The sequence below is a fragment of the Amycolatopsis sp. cg13 genome, assembly GCF_041346965.1.
Classification (GTDB): Bacteria; Actinomycetota; Actinomycetes; order Mycobacteriales; family Pseudonocardiaceae; genus Amycolatopsis.
Map to the genome: position 1 here is coordinate 3,587,070 of NZ_CP166848.1, position 20,295 is coordinate 3,607,364.

Consider the following 20,295-nt stretch of genomic DNA (forward strand, 5'->3'; position numbering starts at 1 on the left):
TCGCCCGATACTGCCCGCGGCGACAGGCTTGGTGCCGGGCAGCCGATCTCTTAGCGAGGCGAGACCCGGCCAGGCTTCACTCGCTGACCATGCGCTCCACCACGTCGAACGCCTCCGTCAGCCGCTCCCGGTGCGATTCCGCCAGCGCAGCCAGATCCTCCCCCGCCAGCCGACGCCGGATCGTCGCCACCGCCACCGTCCGGTAAGCCGCCACCACCAACGCGGCGGTCAGCGCCGCGTCCCCGGAAAACCGCGCGTCCGCGGCGAGTTCCCCGGCCAGCTCGGACTCCATCTCGTACCCGAACGCCCGCAGCCGCGCGATCAATGCGGGCGACTCCGCGACCGTCCGCATCAGCGGCCCGACGTCGCCGCCGATGCCGGACAGCACGTGCTGCTCCTCCGTCAACCGCAGCGCGAGCTGCCGAAGCGCCTCGACCACGCCGCCAGTCCGCGCCCGGACCGCCGACCGCACCAGTTCGATCGCCTCCGGCAAGCGGTCCAGCAGCAGGTCTTCCTTGCGCTCGAAGTGCGAGAACACCGTCACCTTGGACACCCCGGCCGCGGCGGCGACGTCGGCGATCGTGACCGCGTCGAACCCGCGCTCCAGGAACAGCCCGGTCGCGACCTCGGCGATCCGCGCCCGCGTCTTGGCCCCGCCCCGATCGCCGCGATTAGGCATGAGTTCACCCTCCCGTGCTGCCTTTATCCGGTAAGCTTACTCAGTAAGCACACTTGGTTAAGCCGTCGGACAAGGGTAAAGGGGAGAAGGTCATGGAGCGGACTGAGGTGATCGTCGCCGGGGCAGGGCCCACCGGGTTGTTCCTCGCCGGGGAGCTCGCGCTGCGCGGGGTGGGAGTGACCGTGCTGGACCGGCTGGAGGAACCGGACCAGAACCTCAAGGCCGGGTCGGTCAACGTCGCCAGCGCCGAACTGCTCGACCGGCGCGGCCTGCTGCCCGCGGCGGAGGCAGCGCAGCAGCTGTTCCTCGCGTCGGTCGGCAAATTCGGCCCGACAGTGGAGGCCGCCAAACGGGGCGGGCGGCGGTTCCTGGCCGCCGGGCACTTCGCCGGGTTCCTGTTCGACAACGACCTGATCGATCAGAACGACCCCGTGCTCGTCGCGCACCGGGCAGTGTCGAACGGGCTCGGCGTGCCGCAGCAGGAAGTCGAGCAGATGCTCGCCGAACACTGCGCCCGGCTCGGCGTCGACCTCAGACGCGGCGTCGAAGTGCACGGCGTTCAGGCCGCCGACGAATCCGTGACGGTCGAAACGAGCGCGGGCGAGTTCACCGCGAGCTGGCTCGTCGCGGCCGACGGCGGGCGGAGCGTCATCCGGAAGCAACTCGGCATCGAGTTCGACGGCACGGACCCGGAAATGACCGGCTACCAGGCCATCGCCGACTTCGAAGACGCGAGCGGCCTGCGTCCCGGCTGGACGTGGACGCCGCGCGGCGTCTACGCGTATGGCCCGGTTCCCGGCCGCATCTTCCTCAGCCGGTTCCGGCAGCCGCCGGAGGATCGCGACATGCCGGTGTCGGTCGAAGAGCTGCAGGAAGCCGTTCGCGATGTCACCGGGGTGCCGGTCACCATCACCGGAATCCGCGGCCGGGCAACGCGGTTCACCGACAACGCACGCCAGGCGCGGCGCTACCGGCAAGGCCGCGTGTTCCTGGCCGGCGACGCGGCGCACGTCCACTCCCCGCTTGGCGGACAAGGCCTGAACCTCGGTCTCGGCGACGCGGCGAACCTCGGCTGGAAGCTCGCCGCGACCGTCCAGGGCTGGGCTCCGGCCGGACTGCTCGACACCTACGAAACCGAACGCCACCCGGTCGGCGCAGGCGTCCTCGACTGGACCCGCGCTCAGGTCGCGCTCCTGCGCGGAGACGGACGCACCGAGCAACTGCGCAAGATCGTCGGCGGCGAACTGCTCCGGGTGCCCGCCGCGATGAACCGGATCGTCGCGCTGTCGTCCGGAATCCTGCAGCGCTACGACGTGTCCGGCACTGCCGACAACGCTGCCGAACCGGTCGGCTCGATCGCCGGGGACGTCGAACTGACGTCCGGCACCCGCCTCGCCGACCACGCGCACGACGGCCGGTTCGTGCTCGTCGACCGCTCCGCCGACGGCCGGTTCGCGGTGTCCGGCTTGTCCGACCGGCTCGCGTACGTCGCCGATCCGGCCGGTGAACCGAGCCTCCTCGTCCGGCCGGACGGGGTGATCGTGTGGGCGAGTTCCGGGAGCGACGACCAGAAACTCCTCGACGCCGCACTAGCGCGCTGGGCGGGGGCGAAATAAATGAGTTGCGCGGGTTCGAGGCGGGCGGCACAGTGAGCGGCGTCCGGCGGGTTGCCGCCGGCTGCCGGAAGAAAGGGAGGTGCGTCGTGGAGATTGTCCGGGCGCTGTCCTGCCCTCTTCCGCCCGCCCGCCTCGGCTAGAGCACGCGCTCGCCCGGTGGGCACCCTGATCTAGGAGAACCCACCAGTGCGCGAGCACGATTTCGACGAATTTGCCGACGCCTCCGACTACACCGACCGCCGGATGCGCCGTCGCCCCAGCTACGACGACGGGCCTGCCCCGGCCCGCCGGGGACGGCTCACCGAAGCCGAGCGAGTCCGGCTTTCCCAGCTTCGCGAAGACGCCTACACCGAAACCGAATTGCCCGACGGCGCCGACCGATGGACCAACTGGGACGACGCCGACCAGGGTCCGCATCCGCGGCCGGACTGGGTGGTCACCGAACTCGCCGCGGTCGACACCGACCTCGGCGTGCTCAAGACCGGCAAAGAAGCGGATGTCCATCTGCTGCGCCGCAATCTTCCCGGCGAAGACGGCGTTTTGCTGGCGGCCAAGCGATACCGCTCAGACGAGCACAAGCTGTTCCACCGCGACGCGGGCTACCTCGAAGGGAGGCGGATGCGCCGGTCCCGCGAGATGCGGGCCATGGCCGGGCGCACCTCGTTCGGCCGCAACCTGATCGCCGAACAGTGGGCGGTGGCGGAGTTCGCCGTCCTCAGTCGCTTGTGGACGATCGGCGCGCCGGTGCCGTATCCGGTGCAGCGGCACGGCACCGAGATCCTGCTGGAATTCCTCGGCGAATCCGACGGGACCGCCGCGCCGCGGCTGGCGCAGCTGCGGCCCGAACCGGACGAGCTGGCCGACCTGTGGGAGCAGGCCGTGTCCGCGCTGGAACTCCTGGCGGGACAAGGGCTCGCGCACGGCGACCTGTCCGCGTACAACCTCCTGGTGCACGAAGGTCACCTGATGGTGATCGACCTTCCCCAGGCGGTCGACGTGATCGCGAACCCGCGCGGCCGGGAATTCCTCGCCCGCGACGTCGCGAACCTCGCCGGCTGGTTCCGCGGCCGCGGACTGTCCGAACAGGTCACCGACACCGATGACCTGGTGCGGGAACTGGAAAACGCGGCCGGTCTCGGCTGAGCGGACGGGCGGGGCCGCGATGTGCCGCAGCGCACACCTGCGACCCCGCCCACAACCGCGCACCTGGGTGCGGGGCAACCGCTCTCTCTCAGGTACAGTGTGTCAAGACCGCAACGGCGGCGTGGATGAGTTGGTGTCCGTCGCCTCCACAGTCCGCAGAAGGACTCGCGGCCATCCGAAGCAATTTCCGTCGGTGTGCCACGCCATGGCTCGGCGCACCGGGTCCGTCCCTGTGAACGCCCATCGCCACACCATCTTGCCCTGCCTGCGCGCGGGCAGCCCGGGCCTCCTTGCGACGTGCCACGTCCGAGAGGCATTTGTGACGATCACGTACGACTCCGGCCAGTCCGCCCGCTCCCGAGCGGGCCGCCCCGAGCGCAAGCCGCGGCACCGGCCAGCCGGTGGAGACGTTCTCCACGACGACACGGTGGAGACCCCCGCCGTGAAGACCTTCGCCCAGCTGGGCCTGCCCGAGCCGCTGCTGCGGGCGCTCGCCGAGGCGGGCATCGACTCGCCGTTCCCGATCCAGTCCGCGACCATCCCGGACGCGCTGGCCGGCCGCGACGTGCTGGGCCGCGCCCAGACCGGTTCCGGCAAGACGCTGGCCTTCGGCCTGGCCATCCTGGCCCGGCTCGACGGCGGCAAGGCCCGCCCGAAGCGCCCCCGCGCGCTCGTGCTGGTCCCGACCCGCGAGCTGGCCATGCAGGTGGCCGACTCGCTGACCCCGCTGGCCAAGTCGCTCGGCCTGTGGTGCCGCACCGCGGTCGGCGGCATGTCCTTCGGCCGCCAGGCCGAATCGCTCGCCCGCGGCGTCGACCTGCTGATCGCCACCCCGGGCCGGCTGTCGGACCACGTCCGCCAGGGCACCGCCTCGCTCGGCGACTGCAACTTCATCGCGCTCGACGAGGCCGACCAGATGGCCGACATGGGCTTCATGCCGCAGGTCCGCGAGATCATGGACCTGACCCCTCCCGGCGGGCAGCGGCTGCTGTTCTCCGCGACGCTCGACGGCGACGTCGACAAGCTGGTCCGGCAGTACCTGGCCGACCCGGTCACGCACTCGGTCGCGCCGTCGACCGCGAGCGTCACCACCATGGACCACCACCTGTTCCAGGTGTCGCACTCCGACAAGCAGGACATCATCACCCGGATCGGCGCCCGCGAGGGCCGCACGATCATGTTCGTGCGCACCAAGCACCACGTGGACCGGCTCACCGAGCGGCTGCGCGAGAGCGGCGTGCACGCGGTGGCCCTGCACGGCGGCAAGACCCAGGGCCAGCGCAACCGCGTCCTCGCCGACTTCAAGGAAGGCCACGCGGCGGTCCTGGTGGCCACCGACGTCGCCGCGCGCGGCATCCACGTGGACGACATCTCGCTGGTGCTGCACGTCGACCCGGCCGCGGACCACAAGGACTACCTGCACCGCGCGGGCCGCACCGCCCGGGCGGGCGCGTCCGGCATCGTCGTCACCCTGGTGACGCACGACCAGCGGCGCACCGTCCGCCGGATGACCGACCGGGCCGGCGTGCGCGCCGAGACCACGATGATCCGCACCCACGACGAGGACCTGTCGCGCATCACCGGCGCCCGCGAGCCGAGCGGCGAGCCGGTGGTGGAGCGTCGCCGGGAGTCCCCGCGCCGCTCCGGCGGCCGAGGCTTCGGCGGCGGCGACCGAGGCGGCTTCCGCGGCCCGCGCGAGGGCGGCGGCTACCGCGGCTCCCGCGAAGGCGGCCGCGGCGGCTACGGCTCCCGCGAAGACCGTGGCGGCTACGGCTCGCGTGACGACCGCGGTGGTTCCCGCGAAGGCGGCTACAACCGTGGCTCGTACGAGGGCCGCGGCTCGCGCGACAGCGGCTACGCCCGCGAGGGCGGTCGCGAAGGCGGCTACTCGCGCGAAGGTGGTCGCGAGGGCGGCTACGCCCGCGAAGGCGGCTACGGCTCCCGTGAAAACCACGGCGGCGGCGGTTACAGCCGCAGCCGAAAGCAGTCCCGCGCCGGCGGCGGCTTCGGCCGCCCGAGCCGCGGCCCGCGCCGCGGACACGACGCCTGAGTGACGTCTGAACGCTGAGAACGGCCCCGCTTCGGCGGGGCCGTTCTTCGTTTCCGGCAGGCACCGGGGCGTTTCGCCCACCGCAACGGCCCGGCTCGCTGCCAGTCACCGCACCCCGTCGCGCCCGGCTCAGCCGCCGTTGCCGGACGGGGCCTCGCCCTCCGCAGCTGTCGTCGCCGAAAGACATCACGCGCGGCGCAACAGTCGCTGCGCAACACCAGCGCGCTTGCCCCAGCGGCCGTCACCGAACACGCCACGCCCGCCCTGACAGCCGCCTCCGAACAGCATCTCGTCCAGCGCAGCCAGTCGCTGCCAAGCAATGCCTCGCCTGCCGCAGCAGTCACTACCGGACACGATCTCGACCGGCGCAGCAGCCGTCGCCGAACAACGCCTCGCCCTGCAGACCACACTCCGCCAGCCATGCCCCACAGCCACAGCGGCCAGCACCAAGCAGGACCTCGCCCAGCACCTCAGTCGCCACCGAACAACACCTCGCCCGGCCGACCACGCTCGACCAACAGCCACACCCGAAACCCAGCGGCCAGCACCAAGCAGGACCTCGCCCAGCGCACCAGCCGTCGCCGAACAACGCCTCGCCCGGCCAACGACGCTCCACCAGCCAGCCATAAGCCACAGCGGTAACCACCGAGCAAGACCGCGCCCAGCACAGCGATCGCCGCCAAACACCATCACGCCCGGCCGACCACGCTCGACCAACCAGCCACACCCGAAACCCAGCGGCCAGCACCAAGCAGGACCTCGCCCAGCACCGCAGTCGCCACCGAACAACGCCTCGCCCGGCCAACGACGCTCCACCAGCCAGCCATCAGCCGCAGTGGCCGCTACTGAGCAAGCCCCGCCCAGCGCAGCGGTCGTCGCCGAACAGCGCCACCCCCGGCCGACCACGCTCCACCAACCAGCCATACCCGAAGCCGCCGAACCAACCTGGTTTCCGTTGCCCCGCCCCGCTTCCCGCCATCGCCGAGGCGGGGGCGGCAAACGCGCTACCCGGCCGGATGCGACACTGCCTGGGTGACTGACACTCCGCCGCTGCCGCCTGAGAACGTCTTCGACTGGATTGAAACCGAAGGCCAGCGGCGCGCGGAAGCCGGTCTCTCCCGGCGGTTGACTCCGCGTCCGGCGCAGCACGCCGTGCTCGACCTCGCGGGCGACGACTACCTCGGCCTCGCCCGGGACAAGCGCGTCGCCGGGGCAGCCGCCGCGGCCGCGTTGCGCTGGGGTGCCGGGGCGACCGGATCGCGCCTGGTCACCGGGTCCACCGAACTCCACGCGGAGCTCGAACACGAGCTCGCCCGGTTCTGCGGAGCCCAAGCGGCGCTGGTGTTCTCCTCCGGATTCACCGCGAACCTCGGCGCGGTGACGGCCCTCTCCGGGGCCGAATCGGCGATCGTCACCGACAAGTACGTCCACGCGTCGCTGGTCGAAGGCTGCCGGCTGTCCCGCGCGGACATCGCGGCCGTCGAGCACGCGACCCCGTCGGCGATCAAGCACGCGTTGGCCACGCGCCGCAAACCGCGTGCGATTGTGGTCACCGATTCGGTGTTCTCCGCCGACGGTGAACTCGCGCCGCTGGGCGAACTCGCCGAAATCTGCCGTACGCACAGTGCCGCGCTGGTGGTCAACGACGCACACGGCTTCGGCGTCCTCGGCGAAGGCGGCCGGGGCGCGGTGCACGCCGCGGGGCTGTCGTCCGCGCCGGACGTCGTCACCACGCTGACACTCTCCAATGCCCTTGGCGCGCAAGGCGGCGCCGTTGTCGGTCCGCGCCGCGTGATCCGGCATCTCGTCGACACCGCGCGCAGCTTCATCTTCGACACCGCCCTCGCCCCGGCCAGCGCCGCCGCCGCGTTGACCGCGTTGCAGGTGCTCAAATCCGAACCGGAGCTGCCGGCGAAGGTCATCGAGAACGCCGCAAACCTGGCGATGGGGCTGAAGAACGCTGGCGTGCCGGTCGAACTGCCGGAAGCCGGGATTGTCGCCGTGCAGACGCCGTCGCCGCAAGCGGCCGCCGCGTGGGCGGAAGCCTGTGCGGAGCAAGGAATCCAGGTCGGCTGCGCCCGTCCGCCCGCGGTGCCGGACGGCGTTTCCCGGCTGCGTCTCACCGCCCGTGCGGACCTGTCGGAGGCGGACGTCGACCGCGCGGTAAAGGTGATCTCGGCGACCGCTCCCCGCGGCTGACCGCAGCGGCGCATGGTGCTGCGCGGGAACCCCTCGGCGACGAACCCGAACGGCGCATAAAGCCCCTGCGGATCCAGCACGTGTTCCTCGACGGCACCGTTCAACGTCGGGCCAATCGCGACCAGGCAGACACCCAGACCGCGCGACTAACCCGGACGACGCATGGTGATGTGCGGAATCCCGTCCTCAAGGTATTCCGCACCCTCAGCCACAAACCCGAACCGCGCGTAAAGCCCCTGCGCATACGTCTGCGCGTCCAGCACGAACTCGCCCTCCGCACCGTCCAACGCCGCAGCCATCAACTGCGCCGCCAACCCCTGGCCCCGCGCCGATTTCGCCGTCACCACGCGGCCGATCCGCCCACCGCCAGGCTCGGCCAGCACTCGCAGGTACGCGAGGATCTCCGTGTCGGAAGCCAGCCACAGGTGCTGCGTCTCCGGAAGCAGATCGCGCCCGTCGATGTCCGCGTACACGCAGTCTTGTTCCACCACGAACACCTCCGACCGCAGCCGGAGAATCTCGTACAGGTCGGCAGCGGCGAGGTCGGGCCCAGCGGCGCGGTGCAGAGTCGTCACACCACCCTGCTTAACACAGCTCAGCCGAAAAGCCGCGCCTGGGATTGCGCCGCGATGTCGTCCGAGAACTGCGAAACCCGCGTGTACACCCCGGGCTTGCCCGGCTTTCCGCAGCCGTCGCCGAAGGACACGATGCCGACCAGGGTGTCCCCCTCGACGAGCGGGCCGCCGGAGTCTCCCTGGCACGCGTCCTGGCCGCCCTGCGGGTAGCCGGCGCACACCATGCTCGCGGGGTCGTAGGTGTCGTAGGCCGTCTTGCAGGTGGAGTCGCTGACCACCGGCACCTGGGCGCTGCGCAGCACGTCCGACCGCTCGCCCCCTTCGGAAAGCCGTCCCCAGCCAAGCACGGTCGCCTGCGTGCCTTCCGCGTACAGCGACTGGTCGCTCTTGCCCGCGAGCTTCGCCGCGCGGTAGGGCAGCCGTCCGCGCACAGTCAGGACCGCGATGTCGTCGCCCTTGGTCGGGTCGCTGTAGTCCGGGTTCACCCAGACCCGCGAGACGCCGAGTTCCACGCCGTCGTCGCCGCGTTTGTCCTGGCGGCCCGCGACCACGTGGACCGACGACTTCGGCAGGGCTTTCGCGCAGTGCGCGGCGGTCGCGACCGCGGACGGGCTCACGATCACCGCGCCGCAGAACTGCGAACCGCTCTGGTCGGTGAGGTACACCGCGTACGGATGGTCGGCCAGCGAGGCTTCGCTGCCGCCGACGATCCGCGGCTGCGCGTGCGAGCCGGGGTCGGAAGGCGTCGACGCCCAGGCCGAGCCGACCGGGACCGCGATCCCGGCGGCGAGCAGCGTCCCCGCCGCGAGCAGGACCGGACGACGGAACTTCGCGGGCATGGGCTTTCCCTTCATCGGCACTACGACAGCACAGCCTGGACGCGCTCAGGAATCAACTGACTCCGGCGCGTGCACACACGGCCGCGATTACCCTAAACGGGCCAAGCCCAAAACGGTGTCACTGGAACGGGTGGACTCTCTATACACCGAGCGCATTCGCTTAGGTGGAGTCATGCGACGGATAACAGCCGCGACGGCCAGCGTGCTGACAGTCTTCTTGCTGGCCGGATGTGCGACGAGCACCCCGGCGGCTCCCCCGCCGAGCCCGTTGAGCGCGCCGTCGGCACCGGCCAGTCCGACACTTCCGGCAACTCGGACAGCGACGAGCGCGCCCGCCGTCACCTGGCAGGTGGGTGCTCGTCCGCTGCCGCTGCGCCCGGACGGTTTCGGCGAGATCCAGCCAACTCCACCCGAACTGGTGAACCGTTCGCTGCCGACTCGGGACTTCCTTCCGCCGCCGGCGAGCACGACGTACACCGCGAAGATCGCCGACGTCCCCGACACCGTGCTCAAGCGCAGCACCTGGCAGGCCGCGTGCCCGGTGTCGTCCGCCGATCTCCGCTACGTCACGCTTTCCTTCTGGGGCTTCGACCATCGCGCGCACACCGGTGAGCTGCTGGTCAACAAGGACGGGGCCTCGGCGGTGGTGAAAGCGTTCAGCGAGCTCTACGCGCAGCAGTTCCCCATCGAGGAAATGCGCATCACCTCCCCCGCCGAACTCGACGCGCCGCCGACCGGAGACGGCAACAACACCAGCGCGTTCGTCTGCCGTCCGATGCGCGGGCAGAAGAGCTGGTCCGCGCACGCGTACGGGCTCGCGGTGGACGTCAATCCGTTCTGCAACCCGTACACCAAGGACGACCTCGTGGTCCCGGAGCTGGCGTCCGCCTACCTGGACCGCGCGAACGTGCGGCCGGGGATGGTCACCGCCGACGGGCCGATCGTGCGCGCGTTCGCCGGAGCGGGCTGGCAGTGGGGCGGGGCGTGGAAGTCGCCGGTCGACCGGATGCATTTCACAGCCAACGGCGAGTGATCCGGGAACACCGGGGCGGGGCGCCGGGGTTGACTAGGCTGGCAGCAGAGCGCTTTCGGGAAGGACCGCCGTGCCGCACTACGACCTGGTGATCATCGGGACCGGATCGGGAAACTCGATCCTCGGGCCGGAGTTCGCCGACCTCCGGACGGCCATCGTCGAGAAGGGCGTGTTCGGCGGGACCTGCCTGAACGTCGGCTGCATCCCGACGAAGATGTTCGTCTACGCCGCCGACGTCGCCGCGACGCCCGCGGGCAGCTCGCGCTTCGGCGTGGACGAGGAGCTCACCGCGGTGCGCTGGCCGGACATCCGGGACCGGATCTTCGGCCGGATCGACCCGATCGCCGAGGGCGGCGCGCAGTACCGCGAGAACCACGAAGACAACCGCAACGTCGACGTCTACCGCGGCGAGGGCCGGTTCACCGGCATGAAGGAACTGCGCGTCAGCTTCCCCGACGGCCGCCAGGACGAGGTCGTCACCGCGGACCGGTTCGTGCTCGCCGCGGGCGGGCGGCCGGTGATCCCGGACGTGCCGGGGCTGGCCGAAACCGGCTACTACACCTCCGACACGATCATGCGGCTCGACGCCCTGCCGGAACGGATCGTCATCCTCGGCGGCGGCTACATCGCGGCGGAATTCGCGCACGTTTTCGCGTCGTTCGGCGTCGCGGTCACGATGGTGAACCGCTCCGGCGCCCTGCTGCGGCAGGAGGACGCGGACGTCAGCGCCCGGTTCACCGAACTGGCTTCGCAACGGTTCGACGTCCGGCTGGACCGCAAGACGGTTCGCGCGCGCCGCACGGACAACGGCGTCGCGCTGGATCTCGAAGGCCCGCAGGGAGCGGAGACCGTCGAGGCCGACCTGATCCTGGTCGCCACCGGCCGCAAGCCGAACTCGGACCTGCTCGACGTGGGTGCCACCGGCGTCGCCACCACCGCGCGCGGGCACGTCGTGGTGGACGACTATCAGCAGACGTCCGTCGAAGGCATCTACGCGCTCGGGGACATCTCGTCGCCGCTGGAGCTGAAGCACGTCGCGAACCACGAAGCCCGGGTGGTGCAACACAATCTGGCGCATCCGGACGACCGGATCAAGGCCGACCACCGCTTCGTGCCGCACGCGGTGTTCACCTCGCCGCAGGTGGCGTCGGTCGGGCTGACCGAGGCGCAGGCGGCCGATCGCGGACTGTCCTTTGTGGTCTCGAAGCAGGACTACGCGGGCATCGCCTACGGCTGGGCGATGGAGGACACCACCGGTTTCGCGAAGCTGCTCGCCGACCCGGCGACCGGGCAGCTGCTGGGCGCGCACATCATCGGCCCGCAGGCGTCGACGGTGATCCAGCCGCTGATCCAGGCGATGAGCTTCGGCCTCGACGCGAGGTCGATGGCGCGCGGGCAGTACTGGATCCACCCAGCGATGCCGGAACTGGTGGAGAACGCGCTGCTGAACCTGCCGCTCGACTGACCCCGGGGATACCCAGAGTTGATCTCGCGGGGAGGCGATTCCCGAATCGGGTAACAAGGATGTCGCGTTGTTAGTGTTCTCGCGGAGGTGCGGGGACTGACATGACCGACATGATCGCCGGGGGATTCGTTGTGGCCGCGAAAGATTTGGCCGCTCGCTGGAGCGAAGTCACGGATCTCGAGCTGATGTTCGCCGCGCGGCGGGCGGAGCTCGGGACGACGGCCGCGACGCTGACGTTGTTGGAGGAGCTTCGGGCGATGCCGTCCGAACGGGCCGCGGAATGCCTCGCGGTCGCGGTGGCCGCGCTCGACGATGTCCGGCGCACGGGCCAGCTTCCCGGGCCGGTGCTGGAAGACGCGGCGCTGGCGAGTTAGGCGACTGTCCGACGGGAGTGTCCACAGTGGGCAGACCCCGTCGGAGCCAGGGACCAAAAGAACGGGCGGCCGGTGGATTACCGGCCGCCCGTTCTTCCGTCAGATCAGACGAACCGACGCCGCCCAGACAGTGCGCCGAAGATCATCTGCGTCACCATCACCACGAGCAGCACGATCAACGACACCGTCCAGCTCCCGGTCGCATCGTGCAGCAAGCCGAACACGAACGGGCCGACCGCCGCCAGCAGGTATCCGAAGCCCTGCGCCATTCCCGACAGCCGCGCGGTCTCGGCGCCGCTGCGGGCTCGCAGGGCGATCACCGTCAGCGCCAGGGAGAACACGCTCATCCCAATGCCGAGCAGGATGCTCCACAGCAGCGGCGAGAACCCCGGCGCGATCACCAGACCGAGCATCCCGGCCGCGCCGAAGACGCCCATTCCGACGATCCACGGGCTCTGGCTCTTCTGCCGCGCCGCGATCGGCGGGATCACCAGGCTGATCGGCACCGCGATCACCGAGATCAGGCCGAGCAGCAGACCGGCGTCGGCCTTGCTGACGCCCGCGTCGATGAAGACCTGCGGCAGCCAGCCCATCACGACGTAGGCGATGAACGACTGCAAGCCGAAGAAGATCGTGACGATCCACGCCAGCGGGCTGCGCATCAGCGACCGGGCGGGAGCGGTGCCGGCGGCCGGACGCGGCGGACGACCGGCGCCGCGCGAAGCGATCAGCCAAGCCACCAAAGCGATCGCCGACAGCACACCCCACGCGCCGAGCGCGGCACGCCAGCCGCCGAGGACCGATTCCAGCGGCGGGCTCAGCGCGGAACCCGCCGCGCCGCCGCCTTGCAGGGCCGCGGTGTAGACGCCGGTCATGAGCCCGACGCGAGCCGGGAACGAATCCTTGATGACCACTGGGATCAGCACGTTGACCAGCGCGATTCCGGCGGTGGCGATGAGCGTGCCGCCGAGCACGACGTACGGTCCGTCGAGCACCCGAACCACCAGGCCCGCGGTCAGCACCGCCAGCGCGAGGCCGATCGCCGGGCCGATGCCCAGGCGACGTGACAGCACGGGCGCGGCCAAGCCGGCGCCCGCGAAGCACAGGCCGGGCAGGGTCGTGAGGATGCTCGCCCACACCGCGGACGCGCCGAGGCTTCCGCGCATTTCCGCGAGCAGCGGGCCGACGCTCGTGATCGCCGGCCGCAGGTTCATCGCCGTCAGCACCACCGCGACCGCCAGCAGCACGCCGCCGGCCACCACGCCCGGTCGGCGTCCGGCGGGCACCTCTTCCTCGAGGCTGCCTTCCAGTTCGAGCTCGAGCCGGTCGGAATAGGTGGCGGTGGACACGGCTGCTGAGTCTCGGGAATCGGCGGACATGTGCGCTACTATCGCATACGTAGGATGATTGGATGAAGGGATCAGGCTGTGCCGTTGGCCACCACCCGCCGCGCCGGACTCGTCGACCAGGTCATCGACCAGCTGCGCGAGGCGGTCACCGCAGGAGAATGGCCAATCGGGCACCGGATCCCGACCGAGCCGGAGCTGTCCGCGCAGCTGGGCGTCGGGCGCAACACGGTCCGTGAGGCCGTGCGCGCGCTGGCGCACACCGGGATCCTGGAGGTCCGCCAGGGCGACGGCACGTACGTGCGCGCGACGAGCGAGGTGTCCGGCGCGATCCGCCGGCTGTGCGGCACGGAACTGCGCGAGGTCCTGCACGTGCGCCGGTTGCTGGAGGTCGAGGGCGCTCGGCTGGCCGCGACCGCGCGTACCGACGAAGACGTGGCCGAGCTGCGCGTCCTGCTCAACCGCCGCGACACCGACTGGGACGAAGGCCGCCTCGACGATTTCGCCCGCAGCGACGCGGAATTCCACCAGGTCGTCGTCCGGTGCGGGCACAACGGGCTGCTGCTGGAGCTGTACCGCGGCCTGATGGAGGCGATCACGGCGAGCGTGGCGTCCACTTCGGACAATCCGGAACACGCGGAGATGATCCGGCACCGGGAGCTGGTGGACGCGATCGAGGCCCGCGACGCGGATCGGTCCGCTGCCGAGGCGGCGGGATTCTTGGACGTGCTGATCGCGCGGGCGGAGGACTTGTAGAAGTCCGTGAAGGGCTCCTTGAGGGAATCTGATTCCCTCAAGGAGCCCTTCACGGACAGCGCGTCTTACGGAAGCGTCAGGATCTCCGCGCCGTCAGCCGTCACCACGAGGGTGTGCTCGAACTGGGCCGTCCACTTCTTGTCCTTCGTGGTGACCGTCCAGTCGTCGCTCCACACGTCGTAGTCGATGGTGCCCAGCGTGATCATCGGCTCGATCGTGAAGGTCATGCCCTCCTCGATCAGCGTCTGCACCGAGGGCTCCTCGTAGTGCAGCACCGTCGGGGCGGTGTGGAACGCCGGGCCGACGCCGTGGCCGGTGAAGTCGCGGACCACGCCGTAGCCGAAGCGCTTCGCGTACGCCTCGATCACGCGGCCGATCACGTTGAGCTGACGGCCGGGGCGGACCGCCTTGATCGCGCGGGCGGTCGCCTCTCGGGTGCGCTCGACCAGGAGCCGCACCTCTTCGGAGACGTCGCCGGCGAGGAACGTCGCGTTGGTGTCACCGTGCACGCCGCCGATGAAGGCCGTCACGTCGATGTTGCAGATGTCGCCGTCCTCGATCACGGTCGAGTCCGGGATGCCGTGGCAGATCACCTCGTTCAGCGAGGTGCAGCACGACTTCGGGAAGCCGCGGTAGCCGAGTGTCGACGGGTACGCGCGGTGGTCCAGCAGGAACTCGTGCACCACCTTGTCGACGTCGTCGGTGGTCGCGCCCGGCTTGACCGCCTTGCCGCCCTCTTCGAGCGCCTGTGCGGCGATCTTCGACGCGACCCGCATCGCCTCGATGACCTCGGGCGTGCGCACTCCGTTGCCGGTGTCCCGTTTCGGCGCCGGCCGGTCCACGTACTCGGGGCGGGCGATGTCGGCGGGGACGGCACGGCGCGGCGTCTGGACGCCGGGCTTCAACGGGGCGCGAACGGACATGTCCCCAGCCTACGACCTCACCCGATCGCGGCGCAGCCAGCTCAGAACAGCACGGTCGCGTACTGCCCGACCTGCTGGAACCCGATCCGCCGGTACGCCGCCAGCGCGGGCGCGTTGAACCCGTTCACGTAGAGGCTCGCGGTCCGGCCGAGGCCGTGGACCAGGCGATTCACCACCGCCGCGGTACCTGCGGTGCCCAGGCCGCCGCCGCGCCGGTCCGGGTGCACCCAGACGCCCTGGATCTGGCCGACCCGCGCGGACATCGCGCCGATCTCGGCCTTGAACACGACCTCGCCGTCCTCGAACCGGGCGAACGCGCGACCGGTGGAGATCAGCTCGCTCACCCGGGCGCGGTAGCTGGCGCCGCCGTCGCCCGCGCGCGGGTCGACGCCGACCTCCTCGATGAACATCGCCACCGCCGCGGGCAGGTAGCGATCGAGTTCGTGCGGGCGGACGGTGCGGACCTGCGGATCGGCGGGCACCAGGGGGTCGCCTTCGAGCGCCATCAGCGGCTGGTCGCCGCGCACCTCGCGGGCCGGCCCCCATTCCGACGACAGCTCGTCCCACAGCCCGAGCACCTGCGGCGCGGGCCCGACGAGCGAGGAGCAGGTGCGCTGGCGGCGCAGGGCCCGGTCGGCGAACGACCGCAGCGCCGAAGCGTTGCCGCGCAACGGGATCAGATTCGGTCCGGCGAAGCACAAACCAGTGAGCCGGCCGGCGCGCACCGGACGGGCGTCGGACGCCCACAGCTCGCCACCAAGACGCCACGGGTCGAGACCGGCCGCCTCGACCCGGGCGCTGACCATGCAGCTGCCCACCGGGTCGGCGGCGAGTGCAGCGCGCACCGCCGGATAGTCCCGATCATCGAGCAGCCGTGCACCTGCAAGCCGCAACACGGGGTCCAGAGTGCCAGATGAACCGGGTGAACGGAACGCGAGCCAGGCGACACGCTGAGATGAATGAACCTCGCACCCGAACGGCGGCGCCCCAGCGGGCTCGGCCACCGACAGTGCTCGAACCCGCCGCACAGCGCTCCGGAGGCACCCCGCCCGGGCGCCTCCGGAGCTGTCCCCCTGGCGGCCGTGAGGGTTCCCCTCATGGCCGCCGGGCTCAGTGATGACGCGGAACCAGGTGCAGCAGCCGCGAAGCGTGCGGCGCGAGCGTCGCGGTGAAACTGTCCCGGCTGACCCCCAGGTTCCGATGCGTCCACAGATCCCGTACCGCTGCCGGGCCGCTCAGCCCCAGGTCCTGCCAAGACGCGGTCACCGGAGCCTCCGTCGAGCCCAGGTTGAATAGCGCGACCGTCACCCCGCCCCGTCCGTCGGGGCTGAACCACACCTGCTGCTGCGTCGCCTGCGAAACCGGACGCGCCGGTCGGCCTGCCTGGTCGACGGCCAGGACCTCGCGGTTGGTGAGAAGCTTCAGGTCGTCCGGGTCGAGTTTGGTCAGGTCGGTGCCGAGCAGCAGCGGCGAGGATTCGATCGCCCAGAGCGTCATCACGCTTTGCCGCTCGTCGGGAGTGATGCCGTTCGCTTCGCCGTTGCCGATCTCGATGGAGTCCAGGTCGTTCCAGTGACCGGGACCCGCGAAGCCAGTCCACTGGGGAGCGTCGGCGAAACGCAGCTTGACCCGCACGTCCCAGTTCGTGAGGCCCACGCAGTGCGAGTAGCACTCGATGTCGCCTTCGATCCGCCAGCCGTTGCTGTAGCGCTGCCAGGTCGCGGCCTCGGCGATGCTGAGCGAGTTCGACAGTTCCAAGTGGATCGGACGACCGGTGGCCTGGATCGCTGAATGCCACTGCCGGATGTCCTCGCGGTTGTCCGCGGGAATCTTCCCGCCGCCGGGGCCGACGAAGTCCATTTTGATGTAGTCGACGCCCCACGACGCCAGCTGCCGCGCCTGCGAGCGGACGTACGCGGCCGCGCCGGGCTTGCTGAAATCGAGCTTCGCGGATTTGTCGTCGGCGGTGTTGCCCGCGCCGGGCATGACGATGTCGTGCACCCGGTACGGCGTGCCCTCGATCGGCGAATCGGCCGCGACCGCTTGCGCCGGGACGCCGGGCACCAGGTAGATGCCGAATTTCAGGCCGCGCTGGTGCAGGTACCGGGCCAGCGAGGCAATGCCGTTCGGGAACTTCTTCGGGTCCGGCGCGACGCGGCCGAATTCGTCGACGTGGTCGTTCCAGCCCGCGTCGATGTTGACGTACCGGTAGCCGTAGGCGGCGAGCCGGTCGTGCATGACGTCGGCCTGGGCCTTGATCGTCTCCTCGGTGAACTTCCGGCGCAGCGCGCTCCAGCTGCTCCAGCCCATCGGCGGCGTTCTCGCCACCGGCGTCCAGGACTCGATCGACTGACTGTCCGCGGCGGCTGTTCCCGCCAGCGCTCCGGCCAGCACCGCGACCGTCGCCGCCAGCACACCGATCCGACTTCGCTTCATCGCGACCACCTCTCCCGGGGATCGCTTCGTTGTACGCGCGCCGAACCTCGGGCAGCAATGATTCATCGGATCACTGACCGCTAGCCGGGACGGAACCCGCCGACCGGATCAACCCTGTTCACCACCGTGAATGCTCAGAATATCCGTCCGAATCCTCTCGACACGATCGCGAATAGATCCTATCTTTCTTGCGGCGCGGACTCGCGTCGTTCACTGGCGAACACGGAGGTCCCGGATGAAGCTCAGACCAGCGCGCGCCAGCGGGAGGCGCGCACTCGGGCTCGCCGCCGCGGTGCTGACCGCGACCGCGCTGCTCCCCGCGGGTGCGGCCGCCGCGTGGCCGGGCAGCCAGGACGTGTACGTCTCGCCGTGGGGCAACGATTCCGGGTCCGGCGCCGCCTGGTCGCCGGTGCGCACGCTCCCCCGCGCGCAGCAGCTGGTCCGGCAACGCGCCGCGCAGCTGCACTCCGATCTGACCGTGCACGTCGCCTCCGGCACTTACCGGCTCGACAAGCCGCTCGAACTCGACGCGGCCGATTCCGGCACGAACGGCCACCGGGTGGTCTGGCAGGGTTCGCCGGGCACCGTGGTCAGCGGCGGCAAGCAGGTCAGCGGCTGGCGTCCGGTCGCAGGACGGCCGGGGCTCTACTCCGCGCCCGCGCCCGCCGGCCTGGACAACACCCGCCAGCTGTACGTCGACGGGGTCCGCGCGCAGCGGGCTTCCGGGCGGCTTCCGGTCACCGTGAAGGCGACCGACACCGGGTACACCGCGTCCGCGGACACCATGGCGCGCTGGCGAAACCCGAGCGATCTCGAACTGGTGTACACCAGCGGCGAGGAGCTGTGGAACGTCGAGCGCAACGGCCTCGGCCAGTGGACCGAGCCGCGCTGCCCGGTCGCCTCGGCAACCGGCACCACGATCACCATGGCGCAGCCGTGCTGGGACAACTCGACCAAGCGCGTGATGTTCGCCGACATCCCCGGCCGCTCGGTCAACATGGTCGGCCCGGGCGATCTCACCAACGGACGGCAACCGTCCTATGTGGAGAATGCGTTCGAGCTGCTGGACACTCCCGGCGAGTGGTACCTCGACCGCGCCGCGCACACCGTGTACTACCTGCCGCGCAAGGGCGAAAACCTGCACTGGGCGGACGTCGAGATGCCCGCGCTGGAGAAGCTCGTGGACGGCCGCGGCACTGCTGAGAAGCCGATCCACGACATCTCCTTCCGCGGCATCCAGTTCTCCTACGCGACGTGGCTCGAACCGTCGTCGCCGGAAGGGTTCTCCGAAATCCAGGCCGGATACCGGATCACCGGCGAACGCGGCTGGGCCACGCAGGGCCTGTGCCAGTTCACGCCCGGCGGTTCCTGCCCGTACGCGGATTGGACGAAGGAACCCGGCAACGTCTCGCTGTCGCACGGGCACCGGATCGAGTTCCAGGACACCGTGTTCGCACACCTCGGCGCGGCCGGGCTCGACCTCGGCGAAGGCGCGCAGGACAGCAGCGTGTCCGACAGCGTGTTCACCGACATCTCCGGCAACGGCGTCGAAATCGGCGGCGTCAGCAAGCCCACCGCGGCGGGTGCGGACCTGACCACGCGGGTCAAGGTGACCAACAACCACCTGTACGGCATGCCGCGCGAATTCACCGGCGGGGTCCCGATCGTCAACGGGTACTCGCAGGACAATGTCGTGTCGCACAACCAGATCGACCACGTCGCGTACTCCGGCATCTCGATGGGCTGGGGCGGCTGGCCGGACAAGATCAAGCAGGCCGCGACGCCGAACGTCTCGCGCAACAACGTGGTGTCCAACAACCTGATCCACGACTACATGCTTTCGCTGGACGACGGCGGCGGCATCTACACGCAGGGCATCACCGGACCGTCGCAGGCCGAGGGCGAGAAGGTGACCGGGAACGTCATCTACGACCAGTGGGGTCTCGGCAAGTCCGTCTACACCGACAACGGCTGCACCTACGAAACCGTTTCCGGCAACGTGCTTTACCACGCGGCGTACGCCAACGTCGCCTCCACGCACGTCGACTACCGCGACTCGCTCGGCAACAACGACCCGACGGTCATCTCCGAGAACTACTGGGAGCAGGGCGATCCGGACGGCAACAAGAAGGGTGTCATCACGTCGGGCAACCACCTGCTGAGCAACCCGGCCGCCGCACCTAAGTCCATTGTGGACAACGCGGGTATCGAACCGGGCCACCGCTCGGTGCTGAACCGCCGGATCGACGGCGCGTCCGCTCCGCAGGCTCCGACGCGGATCGGCACGTTCTCAGTGTCCGGCCAGCTGTACGCGACCTGGAATCCGACGGTCGCGGAAAACGGTGCGCCGGTGCAGGACTACGTGCTGACCGCTTCGGACGGCAAGCACAGCGTCACGAGTTCGGTGTCTGCCAAGGACTTCGCGCGCACCGGGTACACGGTGATCCCGAAGCTGACGGACGGCCAGACGTACACAGTCACGGTCGCCGCGCGGAACCGGTTCGGCACTGGCCTGCCATCGCTGCCGTCGGCACCGGTCACCGTCGGGCCGCCGGGCACCCAGCTCGCGGCCGTCCCGACCGGGGCCAAGGCGCTGCCGAGCACCGACGCGGCGAGCATTCGCTGGACGCCGCCGAAGGAATCCGGGTCGACCCCGGTGATCGGCTACCGGATCACCGTGTCCGACGGCCGCACCATCGAGGTCGTCGGCCGCGACACGATCGTCAGCCAGCCCACGCAGAAGGGCCTGACCCGCGTCGTGGACGGGCTGAAGTCCGGGACCGCGTACACGTTCACGATCGCGGCCGTCACCGGAAACGGCGTGGGCCCCGCGGTGACGGTGCAGGCCACCACCGCGTAAC

At 70.4% G+C, this 20,295-nt stretch carries 16 protein-coding genes; 9 read left to right on the top strand and 7 right to left on the bottom strand.

Going from position 1 to position 20,295, the window contains the following annotated elements; all coding sequences use genetic code 11:
- Nucleotides 1-76: 76 nt before the first annotated feature.
- Nucleotides 77-679, bottom strand: coding sequence for a TetR/AcrR family transcriptional regulator (locus AB5I40_RS16300; RefSeq protein WP_370939336.1), 603 nt, complete (start codon nt 677-679; stop codon nt 77-79).
- A gap of 92 nt (nt 680-771) precedes the next feature.
- Between AB5I40_RS16300 and AB5I40_RS16305 the strand changes: the two genes are divergently transcribed.
- The 4 genes from AB5I40_RS16305 (at nt 772) to AB5I40_RS16320 (ending at nt 7,687) form a co-directional block, all read left to right on the top strand.
- Nucleotides 772-2,295: an FAD-dependent oxidoreductase gene (locus tag AB5I40_RS16305; RefSeq protein WP_370939337.1), complete on the top strand. Its 1,524-nt coding sequence runs from the start codon at nt 772-774 to the stop codon at nt 2,293-2,295.
- A 186-nt stretch (nt 2,296-2,481) separates the two neighbouring features.
- Nucleotides 2,482-3,438, top strand: a complete 957-nt coding sequence (locus AB5I40_RS16310; RefSeq protein ID WP_370939338.1) for a serine protein kinase RIO — start codon at nt 2,482-2,484, stop codon at nt 3,436-3,438.
- A 319-nt stretch (nt 3,439-3,757) separates the two neighbouring features.
- Entirely contained in the window at nt 3,758-5,488 is a 1,731-nt protein-coding gene (locus AB5I40_RS16315; protein ID WP_370939339.1) for a DEAD/DEAH box helicase, read from the top strand.
- Nucleotides 5,489-6,520: 1,032 nt separating this feature from the next.
- The gene (locus AB5I40_RS16320; protein ID WP_370939340.1) at nt 6,521-7,687 is read left to right on the top strand and encodes an 8-amino-7-oxononanoate synthase; all 1,167 of its coding nucleotides are present in this window, start codon (nt 6,521-6,523) and stop codon (nt 7,685-7,687) included.
- Nucleotides 7,688-7,833: 146 nt separating this feature from the next.
- Here the strand turns inward: AB5I40_RS16320 and AB5I40_RS16325 are convergent, their stop codons facing one another.
- On the bottom strand, nt 7,834-8,262 hold the full coding sequence (locus AB5I40_RS16325; RefSeq protein ID WP_370939341.1) for a GNAT family N-acetyltransferase: 429 nt from the start codon (nt 8,260-8,262) through the stop codon (nt 7,834-7,836).
- A gap of 20 nt (nt 8,263-8,282) precedes the next feature.
- The gene (locus tag AB5I40_RS16330; RefSeq protein WP_370939342.1) at nt 8,283-9,101 is read right to left on the bottom strand and encodes a trypsin-like serine protease; all 819 of its coding nucleotides are present in this window, start codon (nt 9,099-9,101) and stop codon (nt 8,283-8,285) included.
- Between the two features lie 172 nt (nt 9,102-9,273).
- Here AB5I40_RS16330 and AB5I40_RS16335 point away from each other — a divergent pair, with 172 nt between their 5' ends.
- From AB5I40_RS16335 to AB5I40_RS16345, 3 genes are all read left to right on the top strand, one after another.
- Complete coding sequence (locus AB5I40_RS16335; RefSeq protein ID WP_370939343.1) at nt 9,274-10,134, top strand: M15 family metallopeptidase; 861 nt, start codon at nt 9,274-9,276, stop codon at nt 10,132-10,134.
- Between the two features lie 70 nt (nt 10,135-10,204).
- Nucleotides 10,205-11,599, top strand: a complete 1,395-nt coding sequence (locus tag AB5I40_RS16340; RefSeq protein ID WP_370939344.1) for a mycothione reductase — start codon at nt 10,205-10,207, stop codon at nt 11,597-11,599.
- A 101-nt stretch (nt 11,600-11,700) separates the two neighbouring features.
- Nucleotides 11,701-11,973: a hypothetical protein gene (locus AB5I40_RS16345; RefSeq protein WP_370939345.1), complete on the top strand. Its 273-nt coding sequence runs from the start codon at nt 11,701-11,703 to the stop codon at nt 11,971-11,973.
- 104 nt (nt 11,974-12,077) lie between these two features.
- Here AB5I40_RS16345 and AB5I40_RS16350 read toward each other — a convergent pair whose 3' ends face one another.
- Nucleotides 12,078-13,352 carry a CynX/NimT family MFS transporter gene (locus tag AB5I40_RS16350; protein ID WP_370939346.1) on the bottom strand — a complete coding sequence of 425 codons (1,275 nt, stop codon included), beginning with the start codon at nt 13,350-13,352 and terminating at the stop codon, nt 12,078-12,080.
- A 48-nt stretch (nt 13,353-13,400) separates the two neighbouring features.
- Here AB5I40_RS16350 and AB5I40_RS16355 point away from each other — a divergent pair, with 48 nt between their 5' ends.
- On the top strand, nt 13,401-14,075 hold the full coding sequence (locus AB5I40_RS16355) for a FadR/GntR family transcriptional regulator (protein WP_344286079.1): 675 nt from the start codon (nt 13,401-13,403) through the stop codon (nt 14,073-14,075).
- 65 nt (nt 14,076-14,140) lie between these two features.
- Here the strand turns inward: AB5I40_RS16355 and map are convergent, their stop codons facing one another.
- The 3 genes from map to AB5I40_RS16370 all read right to left on the bottom strand — a co-directional run bounded on the left by map (nt 14,141) and on the right by AB5I40_RS16370 (nt 17,434).
- A complete protein-coding gene (gene map / locus AB5I40_RS16360) occupies nt 14,141-14,998 on the bottom strand; it encodes a type I methionyl aminopeptidase (protein ID WP_370939347.1) in 858 nt (285 codons plus the stop codon).
- Between the two features lie 41 nt (nt 14,999-15,039).
- Complete coding sequence (locus AB5I40_RS16365; protein ID WP_354737412.1) at nt 15,040-15,894, bottom strand: DUF4081 domain-containing protein; 855 nt, start codon at nt 15,892-15,894, stop codon at nt 15,040-15,042.
- 214 nt (nt 15,895-16,108) lie between these two features.
- Nucleotides 16,109-17,434: a glycoside hydrolase family 27 protein gene (locus AB5I40_RS16370; protein ID WP_370939348.1), complete on the bottom strand. Its 1,326-nt coding sequence runs from the start codon at nt 17,432-17,434 to the stop codon at nt 16,109-16,111.
- Between the two features lie 235 nt (nt 17,435-17,669).
- Here AB5I40_RS16370 and AB5I40_RS16375 point away from each other — a divergent pair, with 235 nt between their 5' ends.
- Nucleotides 17,670-20,294: a fibronectin type III domain-containing protein gene (locus AB5I40_RS16375; RefSeq protein ID WP_370939349.1), complete on the top strand. Its 2,625-nt coding sequence runs from the start codon at nt 17,670-17,672 to the stop codon at nt 20,292-20,294.
- Nucleotide 20,295 lies beyond the last annotated feature (1 nt).